Raw genomic sequence first — 15,394 nt, forward strand, 5'->3', positions numbered from 1 at the left:
GCACTCCTGTTGGCTGGGGGATTATTGTTAACCCTAACCTGTTTGGGATGACGAATATGTGACCTTGATCAATGGAAAGATTAACCGTTTGGTGGAGGTGAGTGAGGCCTTTTACTGCTATGCTTTCGAACAATCTGTTGTAAAACCAGTCAGACAATCGTAGCAAACTTGGTAACTCTGTTACGGCTGATTATTTAATTATTGCCGTAAAATCTGTGATCAAGTTAATCTTATCCGCTTCCATACTGGGATAGAGTCTCGGTAAGACGAATTTTATAATCAAAATTGAAAGGGGTTTTCACTATGGCTGATGTATTTCACTTGGGTTTGACCAAGCAGATGTTGGATGGCGCCACACTGGCTATCGTGCCTGGCGATCCTGAACGAGTTAAACGTATCGCTGAACTGATGGACAAGCCGACTTTCCTGGCCAGCCATCGTGAGTACACCAGTTATCTGGCTTATCTTGATGGTAAGCCGGTAGTGATTTGCTCTACCGGTATCGGTGGTCCTTCGACTTCCATCGCGGTGGAGGAATTGGCGCAACTGGGAGTTAATACTTTCCTGCGTGTCGGTACCACAGGTGCAATTCAGCCTCACGTAAATGTGGGTGATGTGATTGTGACTCAGGCTTCTGTGCGTCTCGATGGTGCCAGTTTGCACTTTGCGCCAATGGAGTTCCCTGCTGTGGCTAACTTCGAATGTACCACAGCCATGGTTGCCGCCTGTCGTGATGCCGGTATTGAACCACACATTGGGGTTACTGCCTCATCTGATACCTTCTACCCGGGTCAGGAACGCTATGATACCGTTAGTGGTCGGGTAACCCGCCGTTTTGCCGGTTCAATGAAAGAGTGGCAGGAAATGGGCGTACTCAATTATGAAATGGAGTCTGCGACTCTGTTCACCATGTGTGCCTCTCAAGGCTGGCGCGCCGCTTGTGTCGCCGGTGTGATTGTCAACCGTACCCAGCAAGAGATCCCCAATGAGGCAACCATGAAACAAACTGAAGTCAGTGCGGTTTCCATTGTGGTCAACGCCGCCAGAAAACTGCTGGCCTGATTAGGTAAAAATGGAAAAGGCGCTCACTGAGCGCCTTTTTAATGAATCATGATCCGGCTCAGAAATGATATTGAGCTATCACCGAATAGGTGTTCTGGTCGACACCGTCCACACCATACTTGTTCTGCCAGTAATCGTACTCGATACCTACCAGAAACTTATCCTTCTTGGCTTCACCAAAAAGCACTGCGCCCAGGTCGTATTTGATCTGGGGGTTGATATGGATATTTTCTTTATAGCCGTCTTCATCGGCGGCAAATACCCAGTCGATAAAGCCATCGAAGACAATCTTGCTGTTGCCCACGGGAATGTCCATGCGGAACACAGGAGTCAACTGCCAGCCATCGCTGATATTGGCACTGTTTTGGGCGTCACGGCGATAGGTGTTCAGCTGGAAATAGGTGAAGTAGGGCAGCTTGAGGTCCATACCTATACCGTAGAGCAGTGTTTCCACCGGGCCTTCGCCCTCTTCGAGTGTCAGCGCCAGTGACAGATCTGTCACTGGGCCAAAACCCACAGGTTTGCCGAGAATTTTACCGGCGCTGAAGCGAGTAGAGATCTCGCCATAGGTGGTGCTGTCCTTACCGCCATTGTGGCCGTTGAAATTGATAAAGTCCTGAAACACAAACCAATCGCCGTATTTCCAACCGCCGGCGGTTTCCAGGGTAAAAGTGGTTTGCTTATCCGATGGTGCCAGGTCGTAATCCTGGCCATAGAGCGCAGTGATATTGACGTCCCACCATTGCACCAGAGGTTCGCTGAATGCTTGAGGTGAGAACAACAGAGCTGCGCACAGGCAGATTTTTTTCATCTTAGAGTATCCCTTTGGTAGAGTCAGAAGCAGTTTGCTGTTGTGCCGGCGGCTATCTGTTGGCAAAACGTTTTACCAAGGCTGAATTCTGTGATTCGATTGCCGGTCAAAAAGCCATGGCAATATAGGGAAAAATCGCGTTGGACTCAAAGCTTTTTTAACTGGCAGAAATACTTGTTAATTAATAATATTTTTGTCTTTATTCAATGGCTTAACTTGTATTTTTGGAGCTGTTGATTCGAGGCGGGTTAACAGGGATGTAAAGAAAAGTTGAATTTTGTGAGCTGAAAGTCATTTGGTCAGCGAATCCTGAAGGTATCAATTGATTCAAGGTGACATATTATGTCGCCAAGGGATGCAACTGCTGATATAGTGCCAAGATGGACACTTGATTTCTGGGGGGAGGGATATATGGCGTCTTCGGATCCCATGCTTTATTGGGCCTTAATCGGTATAGTGCTGATGCTGGCTGAACTGATACTGCCTGGCGGGATAGTGGTATTTCTCGGTGCTGCCTGTTTATTGGTAGCCGGGGCTATCTGGGTGGGTTTAGTCGAGGGCTGGGCACAAAGCCTGACCCTGTGGTTTATCTCCTCAATCGTCTTGCTGTTGAGCTTCAGGCAACTGACTCAACGTTTGGTGGGAGGCGACTCTCACGTTGGCAATACCGACGAGGAGCTGGATCTGTTTAATCTGCCGGCCCAGGTCAAGGAAACCATTGGGCCGGGTGAAAAAACCGGTCGCATCGAATTTCAGGGGGCGGATTGGCCCGCACTGGGAGACGGCTCGGAGATCCCGGTCGGCACCAGAGTGAAGGTTATCTGTCGCGATAATATTGCTCTGGTAGTGGAACCACTCGACGACTCTGAATAATCAATCAAGCAGGAAGGACTCTATGTTTGCATTTACCATTTTTATACTTTTTGTTCTGTTCATTCTCTATAAGCTGATGTTGATTGTGCCCATGCGTGAGGTGCATGTCATTGAGCGTCTGGGGAAATTCCGTACTGTACTGCAGCCGGGCTTTCACTTTTTAATTCCCTTCTTCGATCGAGTCGCTTATCGACACGATACCCGTGAGCAGGTGCTTGATGTACCGCCACAGAGCTGTATTTCCAAGGACAATATCCAGCTGGAAGTCGACGGCCTGGTTTATCTCAAGGTGATGGACGGCAAACTGGCCAGCTATGGTATTGAAGACTATCGTCTGGCGGCGGTAAACCTGGCACAAACCACAATGCGTTCCGAGATAGGTAAACTGACTCTGAGCCAAACCTTTTCCGAGCGAGATGCGCTCAACGAGGCGATTGTCCGCGAAATCGACAAGGCGTCCGATCCCTGGGGGATCAAGATGCTCAGATATGAGATCAAAAATATCAGCCCATCCAGGCATGTGATCCACACCCTGGAGAAGCAGATGGAAGCCGAGCGTCGCAAGCGCGCCGAAATCACCCTGGCCAGCGCCGAGAAAGAGGCGATGATCAACCTGTCTCAGGGTGAGCGTCAGGAAGCGATTAACATCTCAGAGGGCCAGAAACAGAAGCGCATCAATGAGGCTCAGGGTACGGCGCAGGAGATTGCGATTGTTGCCAATGCCCAGGCCGAGAGTATGGCCATGGTTGCCAAGGCGCTGGCGGTCAACGGCGGTAATGAGGCGATGAACATGCAGCTGAAGGAACAGTTTATCGAACAGGTCGGTGAGATATTGCAGAAGGCGGATATTTCCGTGGTTCCTACCGAATTGGCAAAGATGGAAGGTTTTTTCGAGGGTATTCAGCAAGTCAGCAATACAGCTGCCGGTAGCAAAGGAGCGCGCAAATGAATCTGGGACAGATAGATACCGACATGATAGTACTGGGGATCTGGGGGCTTATCTTCCTGATCTTTATCGTCAAGCTGTTTCAGTCGATTCGCTTGGTGCCAACTAAATCTGCCTATATCGTGGAGCGTTTGGGTAAATATCATATGACCCTGGATGCCGGTTTCCATGCGCTGCTGCCATTTATTGATAAGGTTGCCTATATCCATGACCTTAAAGAAGAAACCATAGATGTACCGCCTCAGGAATGTTTCTCCAGCGATGAAGTGAATGTCGAAGTCGATGGGGTTATCTATATTTCTGTGGTGGACCCGGTTAAAGCCAGCTACGGGGTAACCGATTACCGTTATGCTGCGATTCAGCTGGCGCAAACAACCACTCGCTCTGTGATAGGTACTCTGGAGCTGGACCGCACCTTTGAAGAGCGCGACTTGATTAGTGCCAAGGTGGTAGAGGTACTGGATCAGGCCGGTGCCACCTGGGGGATTCGGGTGCATAGATATGAGATCAAGAATATTACGCCGCCGGAAACCGTGAAAAACGCCATGGAGATGCAGGTCAATGCCGAGCGTGAACGCCGGGCATTGCTGGCCAAGAGTGAAGGCGATAAGCAGAGTAAGATCAATCGCTCCGAGGGTTTGAAGCAGGAGATGATTAACCACTCAGAGGGTGAGATGCAGCGCCGAATCAACGAGGCCGAAGGTAAGGCCGAGGAGATACTGGCGATTGCCCGCGCTACAGCAGGTTCGATAGAGAAGTTGGCCGAAGTGATCGCTGCGCCCGGTGGCAAAAACGCACTGCGGATGCAACTGGGTGAGCAGTATCTGGCGCAGCTCAGTGGTCTGAGCAAGCCAGGCAGTAAGATAGTCTTGCCGGGGAACATGGTGGACTTTGAATCCTGGATGGCCTCAATCGGGCTGACTGAAGAGAATGATACCATTCCACCCAGGAGTTAATTTAATCCTCTAAGAATGGAAAGGTGGGGATGCGGCTAAGGATATACATTGTCCGGCGCCGTATCCGTGCCCGTTTGATGCGTCTTGCAGGTACTTGTCAGCCACGTGATTATTTACCAGATTGTTTAGTTCTAGGTTTTTGCTTGCGACTCGAATGAGTGCCGTAGTTTCCGGTAGTGTAAACATACTCCAAAGTTGCTGGGTCATGGATTCTGTTTATATATCAATCCCCTGCATTTTAAAATTATCCACTCCTTCTTTGAATTAAAGTCTTGCAGACCACATTAAGGCCCTGTTCTGGCTTTGATTTCAGTTTTAGTCGGGCAGCGTTTTTTATTACTGCGAGATTTTATTTTTGACATATTATGTCTTTCAAACCTAAGCTAAGGCCACTTATGCCTATCCATTAAGGAGCAAGAGATGAACAGTGGAAGTTACGAGTTGGCGCCATTGACCGGCGTCGCCATTGGCAGCTTTATCGCCTTGATACTGATGTTGGCGGCTATATTGCTGTTTATCCGCAGGCGAAAGATGCCGACAACGGCCAAAAGCGCCGCCTCGGGTTTGCTGTTGGTAACACTGGCGGGTTCTGTGTGGGTATTTTGGCAGGCGCAGGCATCCAAGGTGGAATTGACGGCTCAAAGCCTGGTGATCGAGGTGCCTTTCTACGGTCAGAGTCTGGCTCCTGAGCATCTGCGTATTTCAGAGGCGAAAGTGATTAAGCTCGGCGATGCCAGCGGCCCCAAGCTTGGCATGCGTACCCAGGGTATAGGCCTGCCCGGTTACACCCTGGGGTGGTATCGGCTCAATGATGGCAGCAAAGCGTTTGTGGCTCTGACGGAAAAAGACAGCGTTTTGTTGTTGCCGACCGACCTTGGTTACAGCCTGTTGCTGAGTATGCCTGAAGCGGAGAGTTTGCTTAAGGGACTGGGGCAGAACCTGCCGGGATAAACGTTGAATATTGCCAACCGGCCCGGAAACTCCATCCGGGCCGGTTGTGTTTGTTACCTGCGAGAGCGTTTTTGCAGCATATCCAAAGTAAACACCACCAGGGCGGCCCAGATAAAGCCGAAGGTAATGCTCTTTTCGATATCGAAGGGTTCATCGAACAGGGTCACCGCCATGATAAACATGATGCTGGGGCCAATGTACTGGAAGAAGCCCAGCATGATCAGCGGGATCCGCACTGCCGCACCGGCAAAACACAGCAAGGGGATGGTGGTGATGATACCGGCGGCCATCAACAGCAGGTTGAGATCCCAACTGTTGCTGAGCATGCTGGCGCCGGCTTCACCGCCGCCCAGTAGTAAAAAGCCCAGCGCTGCCGGCATTAACACCGCGGTTTCGACCAAAAGGCCTGTCTTGGCGTCGACATTGACCTTCTTGCGCAGCAGGGCGTAGAAACCGAAGGAGGCTGCGAGCCCCAGGGATACCAGCGGAATCGAACCGAAGGAAACCAGCTGGATCACCACCCCGGCAGCGGCAAGCGATACCGCAACCCATTGCAGTTTTCCGAGTCGCTCCCCCAGAAACAGCATGCCGAGCATCACATTGAACAACGGGTTGATAAAGTAGCCCAGGCTGGCATCCAGCATATGATCATTGTTGACCGCCCAGATAAACAGCAGCCAGTTACCGGCGATAAGAATCGAAGTCAGCAGCAGTACCGCCAACTGTTTTGGGCGCTTGAGCAACAGCCTGAGCTGTCCGAAACCACCGATAAACTGCATCAGGATCCCCATAAAGACGAAGGACCAGATGATGCGGTGCAATAGGATCTCGGGGGCCGAGACATGATGCAACAACTTGAAGTACAGCGGCGCAAAGCCCCAAAAAATATAAGCGCAAAGGGCGAGAATGACCCCCTTGCGGTATTCGGTTTCAGGCATAGGTACTACACAATGACGAAAAGGAGAGAAGGGCGATTGTAGGGGGCAAAGCCCCTCGGCTCAAGTTATCGACAACAGATTCAGTGTTTGAGTTTTAAACAGCCACTCAGCCGACCATGTAAGTCCCTGTACCAAAAGCAATATGGCTGCCTTTTTCATTATGCAGCTCCATTCGACAGACAGAGACCCTGTTGCCGGCACGGATCACTGTTCCTGTGCCGCTGAAGACTTCTCCCCAGCCGGGGCGCAGATAGTCGACCCTGAGATCTATGGTGCTCAGGGTTTGCAGTCGCTGTTGCAGCTGCTCCACTGTCCAGTTGTCGCGACTGATAACCAAGCCGGAGAATGCCGTCAGGCCGCCAACCACATCCAGCACGGTTGCGGTAACCCCGCCATGGAGTATTTTTTGATGTATGTTGCCGATTAGCTCCGGCTTCATTTTGATCTCCACTTCGACACCAGAGGCGTCGTATCGGCGTATCCCAAGGCCGAGAAGATTGTGAAAAGGCACATGTTTATCAAATACTTCTGCTACCTTGGCGAGTACTTCGGCTTGAATGTCCTGGCTCATAGGGCTTCCTGCTGTTGTTGTTTTTTAGAGCAATCAATCTAACGCTAATATGGCCGTTTGCCTAGTCCAGGCGGAAAAATCCCCTCTTGGCTGGCACTCTGGTGTTGGCTTCATTTAGAATAGCGGCCTCTTCTTTGGACACAGACAGTCATGGATCAGCCGCTGAGTATCGCTCCCGAGAGCCTAAATCATCCCCAAGACCCTATGCAGCAAGCCTTGCAGCAGGTATTTGGCTACCGGACTTTCCGTGAAGGGCAGCGCCAGGTGATTGAACGTGTGATGGCCGGGGAAGACTGCATGGTGATCATGCCCACCGGCGGTGGCAAGAGTCTGTGTTACCAACTGCCCGCATTGTTGATGCCAGGGCTGACTCTGGTGGTTTCGCCGCTGATCTCCCTGATGAAAGATCAGGTCGACAGCCTGCTGCAGACCGGAGTCAATGCCGCTTATCTCAACTCATCCCTGCCCAGGGAGCAGAGCCTCAAGGTGCTGCGCCAGTTGCATCAGGGGGAGATCCGCCTGTTGTATGTCTCGCCGGAGCGCTTGCTGCAGCATGAGTTTATTGAGCGGCTGCAATCCCTGCCGTTGTCGATGTTTGCCGTGGATGAGGCGCACTGTATCAGCCAGTGGGGCCATGATTTTCGCCCCGAATATGCCCAGCTTGGCCGCCTGAAACAGCTGTTTCCCGGCGTGCCTGTGATGGCGCTGACCGCCACCGCCGATAAGGCGACCCGGGAAGATATCTGCCAGCGGCTCAATATCGCCCCCTATGTGCTTCTTTCCAGCTTTGATAGACCGAATATTCGCTACACAGTGGCGGAAAAGCTCAACGCCGCCAATCAATTGCGTCAGTTTATTGCCGCGCAGAACGGCGCCGCCGGGATTGTTTATTGCTCCAGCCGCCGCCGGGTCGATGAAGTGGCCGAAAGGCTGAGGTTACAGGGCTATGCCGCCGAAGGCTATCATGCCGGTATGAGCGGTGACGAGCGCGCCAGTGTCCAGGACAGATTTCTCAAGGAGCAGTTGGATATAGTGGTGGCCACGGTCGCCTTCGGCATGGGGATCAACAAGTCCAACGTGCGTTTTGTGGTGCATTATGATCTGCCCAAGAGCATAGAGGCCTACTATCAGGAAACCGGCCGCGCCGGGCGAGATGGTCTCGAGGCCGAAGCCTTTATGCTGTTCGAGCCCGCCGATATCGGCCGGGTGCGCCACCTGATTGAGCAAGGTGAACCCGGGCCGCAGCAACAGGTGGAACTGCATAAACTCAATACCATGGCGGCCTTTGCCGAAGCCCAGACCTGCCGCCGCCAAGTGTTGCTGCACTACTTTGATGAGCCCGCGCTGGAGCCCTGCGGTAACTGTGATATCTGCCTGGATCCACCCAAACGCTACAACGGCACCGAGGATGCACAGAAGGTGTTGTCCTGCATATATCGCTTGGGGCAGAGGTTTGGCATGAACCAGTTGATTGAGGTGCTCAGAGGCTCCAAATCGGCCGCAGTGGTCGACAGGGGGCACGACAAGTTATCCACATGGGGTGTCGGCAAAGACAAGAGCCATGAACACTGGCTCAGTGTGACCAGGCAGCTTATCCATCTTGGACTGGCGAGCCAGGATATTACCCGCGGCTCGAGTATTCGCCTGAATCCGGCCGCCAGGCCTGTGCTCAGGGGCGAAGTTGCACTGATGTTGGCCGAACCCAGAATTGACTTGCATGTTACCCGTAGGCGCAGTGTCAGCAGCAAGGCGCCACTCAATTACGATCGCAAGCTGTTTGCCCGTCTCAAGCAGTTAAGGCGCAGCATAGCCGAAGAGCAGGACGTCCCCCCCTATCTGGTATTCAACGATGCAACCCTGGCAGAAATGGCGGCGATTTTGCCTACCAGTCAGGGCGAGATGTTGGCGGTCAATGGTGTTGGCGAGCGCAAACTGGCCCGCTTTGGCGATCAGTTTCTCGATGAGATAGAGGCTTATCTCGCCGGGGACTGATGTTGCTCGGCTGCTTTCTGCTGGCTGAGTTGGCTGACGCCGGCACGCTTCACCAGGCTATCCAGGGTATCGGGCTGCTGCAGCGAGGCTACTCCAATAGGTACACAGTGATCTACTTGCCAGCTCTGCACTATCGGCTTGAGTTGCTCACTGACCTGCAAGGCGCCCTGAACCGAGGTGTAGGGCAGCAGGATCACTATCTCATCCATGCTGTAGCGCAGCAGTCTGTCGTGCTCTCTGAGTTTCTGTTCCAGCGCCTGCTGCAGGGCGGAAAGATCCACCTGACGTATATGGCTGGTACTCAGCAGCAACAGGCTCAAGGGGTAGTTGCCCTTTTTGGCACTGCTGAGCATAACATCTAATTGCTGGGCCACCGGCAGTCTTTCCAGCGCCACAGTGCTTGGTTGTTGCCAGCGGTTACGGCAACTGACCAACCAGAATAGTGTGCCTATGATGGCGAGCGCCAGCACTGAAATGGCGCCGTAGGCTTGGCTTAGTTTGGAGCGCTGATCGGCACTGGCAAGACGAATATTCTGCTGGGTTTCTACCTGCAGCTGCTCCTGCTGGCTGAGCCTGGCCTTGTATTGCATAAAGCGGGTGTTGTTGAGCTGTTTTTGGGCCTCGGCCGCAGCCTGGGCCGCCAGTTTCATCGCCTCGTATGCCGGCTTAAACTCTGCTTTTTCGGCGTAATAGTCACTGATAAGCTGTTGGGTGTAGGCTACTTCATCGGCCAGTTGCAGTTGCTCGGCTTGCTGCGCTGCTTGCATCAACAGCCTTATGCCTTCATCGTCGTTGCTTTGGGCGAGACGTACCCTGGCCAACAGTCGGGTAGCACGCATAGAGTTGTTTACTTTACCTTGTTTTTCATAGGTCTGCAGGGCAATACCCACTAACTCATCGGCGATCTCGGTTCTGCCCCTGGCGAGTTCTATCACGGCTATTTGGCTGTAACTGTTGGCAAGCTCCAGCGGTGAGCCTATCTCGGGCAACAGTATTTTGGACTGTTTCAACAGGCTGTCGGCTTGGGCCATATCCTCCTGCGCCAGCGCGACTCTGGCGGCCATTAATAACAGCACATGGCGCACCTTGCCCCTGGTTTCATCTGTGTCAAGTGCCAGCTTGAGATAGTAGGCCGCTTGGCGCAGGTCGTCGGTGGAATACATCAGACTGGCCATGTCGCCATAAACATAGGCCAGAGGCGGCGATAACCAGGACGGATTCTGACTGCTGATATCCGGGTAGATGTCCAGCGCCAGGCGCAGATCTTCAATGGCGGTGCCATAATTGCCAAGGTCGTTCTCCAGCTGGCCCTTGAGTCTCAGGGCGTTGACCAGAGCCTGGGGTTGGTTGTGGTATTTGGCCTGTTCAATGGCGCCGTCGAGTAACAGCAGTGATTGCTTCAGATCGTCGAAATTGGCATAGGCATCGGCGCGGCAGATTTGAAAATAGCTTTTGGCCTGTTCCAGCCTTAGCTGCCTGGCTCTGGCTTCCCCCAGTTCTGCCAGATTGATGGCGGCGCCGTTGTCTCCTAATTGCAGGAGTGCTTCACATTTAAATAGCTGTAATCTCAGCATTTGGGCCTGACTCAACTCGGAGGCCTGACGCTCAAGTTCATTGATTTGGGTCAGCGCCAGCGTAGGATACTGATAGAGGGTGTTGGCCAGAGTGTCCAACCGCTCCGCGGCCCAAAGCGCGCCAGAAAATGACCACAGGAGCAAGCTCAGTGCCAAGAGGCGAAAATCCATTTTTTCTCCGCTGAGTGAAGGTGAGTTTTGCCGGGGGAAACCGTGTTGGGATAATAACTATTTTTTATCATTTTTGGCACAAAAAATGATGCTATCGGCAAGATTTTATTCATCTATTTAGCTTTGGATTACCAAGGCTTGAATGGTGCAAATCAGCACGTTAAGCCGAAATTTTCAACTGATGCTGAGAAATATAGGCTTGACAGCGAGCAAGGAGGCAGTTAATTATTGAACCTCTTGAGCCCGGTGGGAAGAATATAAACCCACTTCAAACGAATTTTTATCTGGTATAGAACGGCTAAATGAACCCACAAATGCAACTGTCTCTCCTCCTCCTTACTCTCGCAGCCACTGCGCGGAGGAGCTAGACTTGCACGTCGATTAGCAAGCCAGAACTCAAAACCCCGCGCCAGAAACCGCGGGGTTTTTTGTTTCTGGCACGGGAAAAATCAATCGAAACCCCTGAATGGAGAATCCAGATGTCTGACAGAGTGTTTATTTTCGATACCACCTTACGGGACGGCGAGCAGGCGCTGGCTGCCAGCCTGACAGTGAAAGAAAAACTGCAGATAGCCCTGGCTCTCGAGCGCCTGGGGGTCGACATCATGGAGGTAGGGTTCCCGGTTTCCTCTCCCGGCGACTTTGAGTCGGTACAGACCATAGCCCGGACCATCAAAAACAGCCGGGTTTGTGCCCTGTCGCGGGCACTGGAGAAAGATATCGACGCCGCGGCCCAGGCCTTGTCGGTCGCGGATCAGTTCCGCATTCATACCTTTATTTCAACCTCAAATATCCATGTGCAGAGCAAACTGAAGCGCTCCTTCGACCAAGTGCTGGAGATGGCGGTAGGGGCGGTGAAGTATGCCAGGCGTTTTACCGATGATGTGGAGTTTTCCTGCGAAGACGCCGGCCGGACCCCGATAGATAATCTGTGTCGCATGGTCGAGGCGGCCATCGAAGCAGGTGCCCGCACCATCAATATTCCGGACACAGTGGGTTATACCCTTCCCAGCGAGTTCGGCGGCATTATTCAAACCCTGTTCAATCGGGTGCCCAATATCGATCAGGCGGTGATCTCTGTGCACTGCCACGACGATTTGGGATTGTCGGTCGCCAACTCCATCATGGCGGTGCAGCAGGGGGCCCGGCAGATTGAGTGTACAATCAACGGCATAGGTGAACGGGCCGGTAACTGTTCACTGGAAGAGATTGCCATGATCCTGGCGACCCGCAAAGACATCCTGGGGCTGGAGACAGGCATCAAGGCTCAGGAAATTCACCGCACCTCCTCCATGGTGAGCCAGCTATGCAATATGCCGATTCAGGCCAACAAGGCGATAGTGGGCGCCAATGCCTTTACCCATTCATCCGGTATCCATCAAGACGGCATGTTAAAGGCGCAGAACACCTATGAAATCATGACACCTGAGAGCATAGGCCTGAATCGCAATCACCTGAATATGACCTCACGCTCCGGCCGCCATGTGATCAAGCACCGAATGGAGCAGATGGGTTATTCAGAGCAGGATTATTCATTGGATCAGCTGTACGACGCCTTCCTGAAACTGGCCGACAAGAAGGGCCAGGTGTTCGACTATGACCTGGAAGCCTTGGTGTATATGGAGGGCCGGGCGGCGGCCGACGATCACTTCCAGTTGCAACAGCTGGTGGTGCAATCCGACTCTACCGAGGGAATGGCCACCGCCACTGTACGTATTGAAGCTGGCGGTGAGGTAGTGACCGAAGCCGCCACCGGCAATGGCCCTGTGGATGCCGCCTATAAGGCGATAGCCCGCGCCAGCGGCCAGAGTGTGGATATCTGCAGCTATAAGTTGAGCGCCAAAGGCGAAGGCCAGAATGCGCTGGGGCAGGTGGATATCACGGCTCAGTACCAGGGGCGCAATTTCCACGGTGTCGGCTTGGCTACCGATGTGGTCGAGGCTTCGGCCGCGGCCCTGGTGCATGTGATGAACCTTATTCAGCGCGCCGACCAGGTGGCGGATCATAAACAGAAAATACAACAGAGAAAGGAGTTGGGTGGCGTATGAGTTATCAGATAGCGGTATTGGCCGGCGACGGCATAGGCCCGGAAGTCATGGCCCAGGCCCGTAAGGTGCTGACGGCGGTAGAGCAACGCTTCGACCTGGCAATGGAGTACGCCGAATATGATGTCGGCGGCATAGCGATAGATAACCATGGCTGTCCGTTGCCGGCATCGACCCTGGCCGGATGTGAAGCGGCAGATGCGATTCTGTTTGGCTCGGTCGGCGGTCCCAAATGGGAAAAACTGCCTCCCAATGAACAGCCTGAGCGCGGCGCGCTGTTGCCGCTGCGGGGCCATTTCGGTTTATTCAGTAACCTCAGGCCGGCCAAGTTACATCAGGGGCTGGAACATCTGTCGCCGCTGCGTGCCGATATCTCGGCCAAAGGGTTTGATGTGCTGTGCGTGCGTGAGCTGACCGGTGGTATCTACTTTGGCAAACCCAAGGGGCGTCAGGGAGAGGGCGAGAGCGAAGAGGCGTTTGACACCATGAGATACAGCCGCGCCGAGATCCGTCGTATCGCCCATATCGCCTTCGAGGCCGCCCGAGGTCGCCGCGGCAAGGTGACCTCGGTCGACAAGGCCAACGTGCTGGCCTGCTCGGTACTTTGGCGTGAAGTGGTCGAGCAGGTCGCGAGCGAGTATCCGGATGTGGAGCTGGAACATATCTATATCGACAATGCCACCATGCAACTGCTGCGTCGCCCCTGGGACTTTGATGTGATGCTGTGCTCCAACCTGTTCGGCGACATACTTTCCGATGAAATCGCCATGTTGACCGGCTCCATGGGGCTGTTGTCATCGGCTTCCATCAACAGCAGTGGTTTTGGTCTCTATGAGCCGGCCGGTGGCAGTGCCCCGGATATTGCCGGCAAGGGGATTGCCAACCCGGTAGCGCAGATCTTGTCGGCGGCCTTGATGTTGCGCCACAGCCTGCAGCAGGAAGAGGCGGCGGCAGCGATAGAGCGCGCTGTTGGCAAGGCGCTGGCAGATGGCTTCTTTACCTGTGAGCTGCTGGCGCCGGAGCAGCGGCATAATGCCAAGACCACGGCAGAGATGGGCGACTATATCGCCAATGCGATTCGGGAGGGGGTGTAATGGGCAAGACATTGTATGAAAAGGTGTGGGATGCCCACCTGGTGACGACGCCGGAAGGAGAAGCGCCGATTATTTACGTCGACCGTCATCTGGTGCACGAGGTGACCTCGCCCCAGGCCTTTAGTGGCCTGAAGATGGCCGGGCGCCAACTTCGGGCACCGGACAAGACCTTTGCCACCATGGATCACAACACCTCGACCAAGAGCGCCAGTCTGGACGCCTTGAGCCCCATGGCGCGCACTCAGGTTGAAACCCTGGCACAGAACTGTCGCGAATTCGGTGTGCGCCTGTATGACATTCACCACCCCAATCAGGGCATAGTGCATGTGATGGGGCCAGAGCTGGGCATTACCCTGCCGGGTACGGTTATTGTCTGTGGCGATTCCCATACCGCTACCCACGGTGCCTTTGGCGCGCTGGCCTTTGGTATCGGCACCTCTGAGGTGGAGCATGTGCTGGCCACCCAAACGCTGCGGCAGCTTAAGGCCAAGACCATGAGAGTTGAGGTCAAGGGGCAACTGGGCGAGGGGATTACCGCCAAGGATGTGGTGTTGGCGATTATCGGCAAGATAGGCATGGATGGCGGCACCGGCTATGTGGTGGAGTTTTGCGGTGACGCGATTCGCGCCCTGTCGATGGAGGGGCGCATGACGCTGTGCAACATGGCGATTGAGATGGGTGCCAAGGCCGGCATGGTCGCGCCGGATGAAACCACGTTCGCCTATCTTGAGGGGCGTCAGTTTGCGCCCAAGGGCGCCGATTGGGATGCCGCCCTGGCAGCCTGGAAGACGCTCAAGTCTGATGAAGATGCTATCTTCGATGCCTATGTGGAGTTGGAAGGCAGTGAAATCGCGCCGCAAATGACCTGGGGCACTAATCCGGGCCAGGTGGTGGCCATAGATAAACCTGTGCCCAACCCCGCCGAGGAGGCCGATGCCACAGTGCGCGGCAGTATGGAAAAGGCGCTGAATTACATAGGGTTGACGCCGGGTACCCTGATGACGGATGTGGCCATCAACAAGGTCTTTATCGGTTCATGCACCAATTCACGTATCGAAGATCTGCGCAGCGCCGCGGCGCAGATCCGCGGTCGGCGGGTGGCTGACGGCGTGACCGCCATAGTGGTGCCTGGCTCGGGACAAGTAAAGGCTCAGGCCGAAGCCGAAGGGCTGGATAAACTGTTTGTAGAGGCCGGGTTTGAATGGCGCTTGCCGGGCTGCTCCATGTGCCTGGCGATGAATGATGATCGCCTGGAAAGCGGCGATCGCTGCGCCTCAACCAGTAACCGCAACTTTGAGGGGCGGCAGGGGCGCGGCAGTCGTACCCATCTGGTGAGCCCTGCCATGGCAGCCGCTGCCGCCATTGCCGGGCACTTTGTCGATATCCGCCACGCTGGCCAGGAGAAATAAA

General features: G+C 54.0%; 13 protein-coding genes. 9 read left to right on the plus strand and 4 right to left on the minus strand.

What is annotated here, in order from left to right:
- Positions 1 to 303 precede the first annotated feature (303 nt).
- Entirely contained in the window at positions 304 to 1,062 is a 759-nt protein-coding gene (udp, locus tag CX650_RS04690; RefSeq protein WP_025011557.1) for a uridine phosphorylase, read from the plus strand.
- Positions 1,063 to 1,120: 58 nt separating this feature from the next.
- Here the strand turns inward: udp and CX650_RS04695 are convergent, their stop codons facing one another.
- Positions 1,121 to 1,873: an outer membrane protein OmpK gene (locus CX650_RS04695; protein WP_054744496.1), complete on the minus strand. Its 753-nt coding sequence runs from the start codon at positions 1,871 to 1,873 to the stop codon at positions 1,121 to 1,123.
- Between the two features lie 411 nt (positions 1,874 to 2,284).
- Here CX650_RS04695 and CX650_RS04700 point away from each other — a divergent pair, with 411 nt between their 5' ends.
- The 4 genes from CX650_RS04700 to CX650_RS04715 all read left to right on the plus strand — a co-directional run bounded on the left by CX650_RS04700 (position 2,285) and on the right by CX650_RS04715 (position 5,599).
- Positions 2,285 to 2,746: an NfeD family protein gene (locus CX650_RS04700; RefSeq protein WP_101095145.1), complete on the plus strand. Its 462-nt coding sequence runs from the start codon at positions 2,285 to 2,287 to the stop codon at positions 2,744 to 2,746.
- Positions 2,747 to 2,768: 22 nt separating this feature from the next.
- Positions 2,769 to 3,695: an SPFH domain-containing protein gene (locus tag CX650_RS04705; protein WP_025011560.1), complete on the plus strand. Its 927-nt coding sequence runs from the start codon at positions 2,769 to 2,771 to the stop codon at positions 3,693 to 3,695.
- Positions 3,692 to 4,648: an SPFH domain-containing protein gene (locus tag CX650_RS04710; RefSeq protein ID WP_101095146.1), complete on the plus strand. Its 957-nt coding sequence runs from the start codon at positions 3,692 to 3,694 to the stop codon at positions 4,646 to 4,648. The genes CX650_RS04705 and CX650_RS04710 overlap by 4 nt, the downstream gene beginning before the upstream one ends.
- Before the next feature lie 420 nt (positions 4,649 to 5,068).
- Positions 5,069 to 5,599 carry a PH domain-containing protein gene (locus CX650_RS04715; protein ID WP_071476016.1) on the plus strand — a complete coding sequence of 177 codons (531 nt, stop codon included), beginning with the start codon at positions 5,069 to 5,071 and terminating at the stop codon, positions 5,597 to 5,599.
- Positions 5,600 to 5,652: 53 nt separating this feature from the next.
- Here the strand turns inward: CX650_RS04715 and rarD are convergent, their stop codons facing one another.
- A complete protein-coding gene (gene rarD, locus CX650_RS04720; protein ID WP_101095147.1) occupies positions 5,653 to 6,537 on the minus strand; it encodes an EamA family transporter RarD in 885 nt (294 codons plus the stop codon).
- A gap of 106 nt (positions 6,538 to 6,643) precedes the next feature.
- Positions 6,644 to 7,108 carry a thioesterase family protein gene (locus tag CX650_RS04725; protein ID WP_044733531.1) on the minus strand — a complete coding sequence of 155 codons (465 nt, stop codon included), beginning with the start codon at positions 7,106 to 7,108 and terminating at the stop codon, positions 6,644 to 6,646.
- Positions 7,109 to 7,312: 204 nt separating this feature from the next.
- On the opposite strand from CX650_RS04725, the gene recQ reads away from it, so the two are divergent.
- Positions 7,313 to 9,100 carry a DNA helicase RecQ gene (gene recQ / locus CX650_RS04730; protein ID WP_373297560.1) on the plus strand — a complete coding sequence of 596 codons (1,788 nt, stop codon included), beginning with the start codon at positions 7,313 to 7,315 and terminating at the stop codon, positions 9,098 to 9,100.
- On the opposite strand, the gene CX650_RS04735 is transcribed toward recQ, so the two are convergent.
- Positions 9,082 to 10,845, minus strand: a complete 1,764-nt coding sequence (locus CX650_RS04735) for a diguanylate cyclase domain-containing protein (RefSeq protein WP_101095148.1) — start codon at positions 10,843 to 10,845, stop codon at positions 9,082 to 9,084. The two genes, recQ and CX650_RS04735, sit on opposite strands and share 19 nt — an antisense overlap.
- Before the next feature lie 479 nt (positions 10,846 to 11,324).
- Here CX650_RS04735 and leuA point away from each other — a divergent pair, with 479 nt between their 5' ends.
- Genes leuA through leuC form a run of 3 tightly spaced genes read left to right on the plus strand, consistent with a single transcriptional unit; the run spans position 11,325 to position 15,393 of the window.
- Positions 11,325 to 12,893: a 2-isopropylmalate synthase gene (gene leuA, locus CX650_RS04740; protein ID WP_101095149.1), complete on the plus strand. Its 1,569-nt coding sequence runs from the start codon at positions 11,325 to 11,327 to the stop codon at positions 12,891 to 12,893.
- On the plus strand, positions 12,890 to 13,984 hold the full coding sequence (gene leuB / locus CX650_RS04745; protein ID WP_039035217.1) for a 3-isopropylmalate dehydrogenase: 1,095 nt from the start codon (positions 12,890 to 12,892) through the stop codon (positions 13,982 to 13,984). Before leuA ends, leuB begins: the two co-directional genes overlap by 4 nt.
- Positions 13,984 to 15,393 (plus strand): 3-isopropylmalate dehydratase large subunit, encoded by a 1,410-nt coding sequence (gene leuC, locus CX650_RS04750; RefSeq protein ID WP_101095150.1) that lies wholly within the window; start codon positions 13,984 to 13,986, stop codon positions 15,391 to 15,393. Before leuB ends, leuC begins: the two co-directional genes overlap by 1 nt.
- Position 15,394: the final 1 nt, after the last annotated feature.

The sequence above is a fragment of the Shewanella indica genome, from assembly GCF_002836975.1.
Classification (GTDB): Bacteria; Pseudomonadota; Gammaproteobacteria; order Enterobacterales; family Shewanellaceae; genus Shewanella; species Shewanella indica.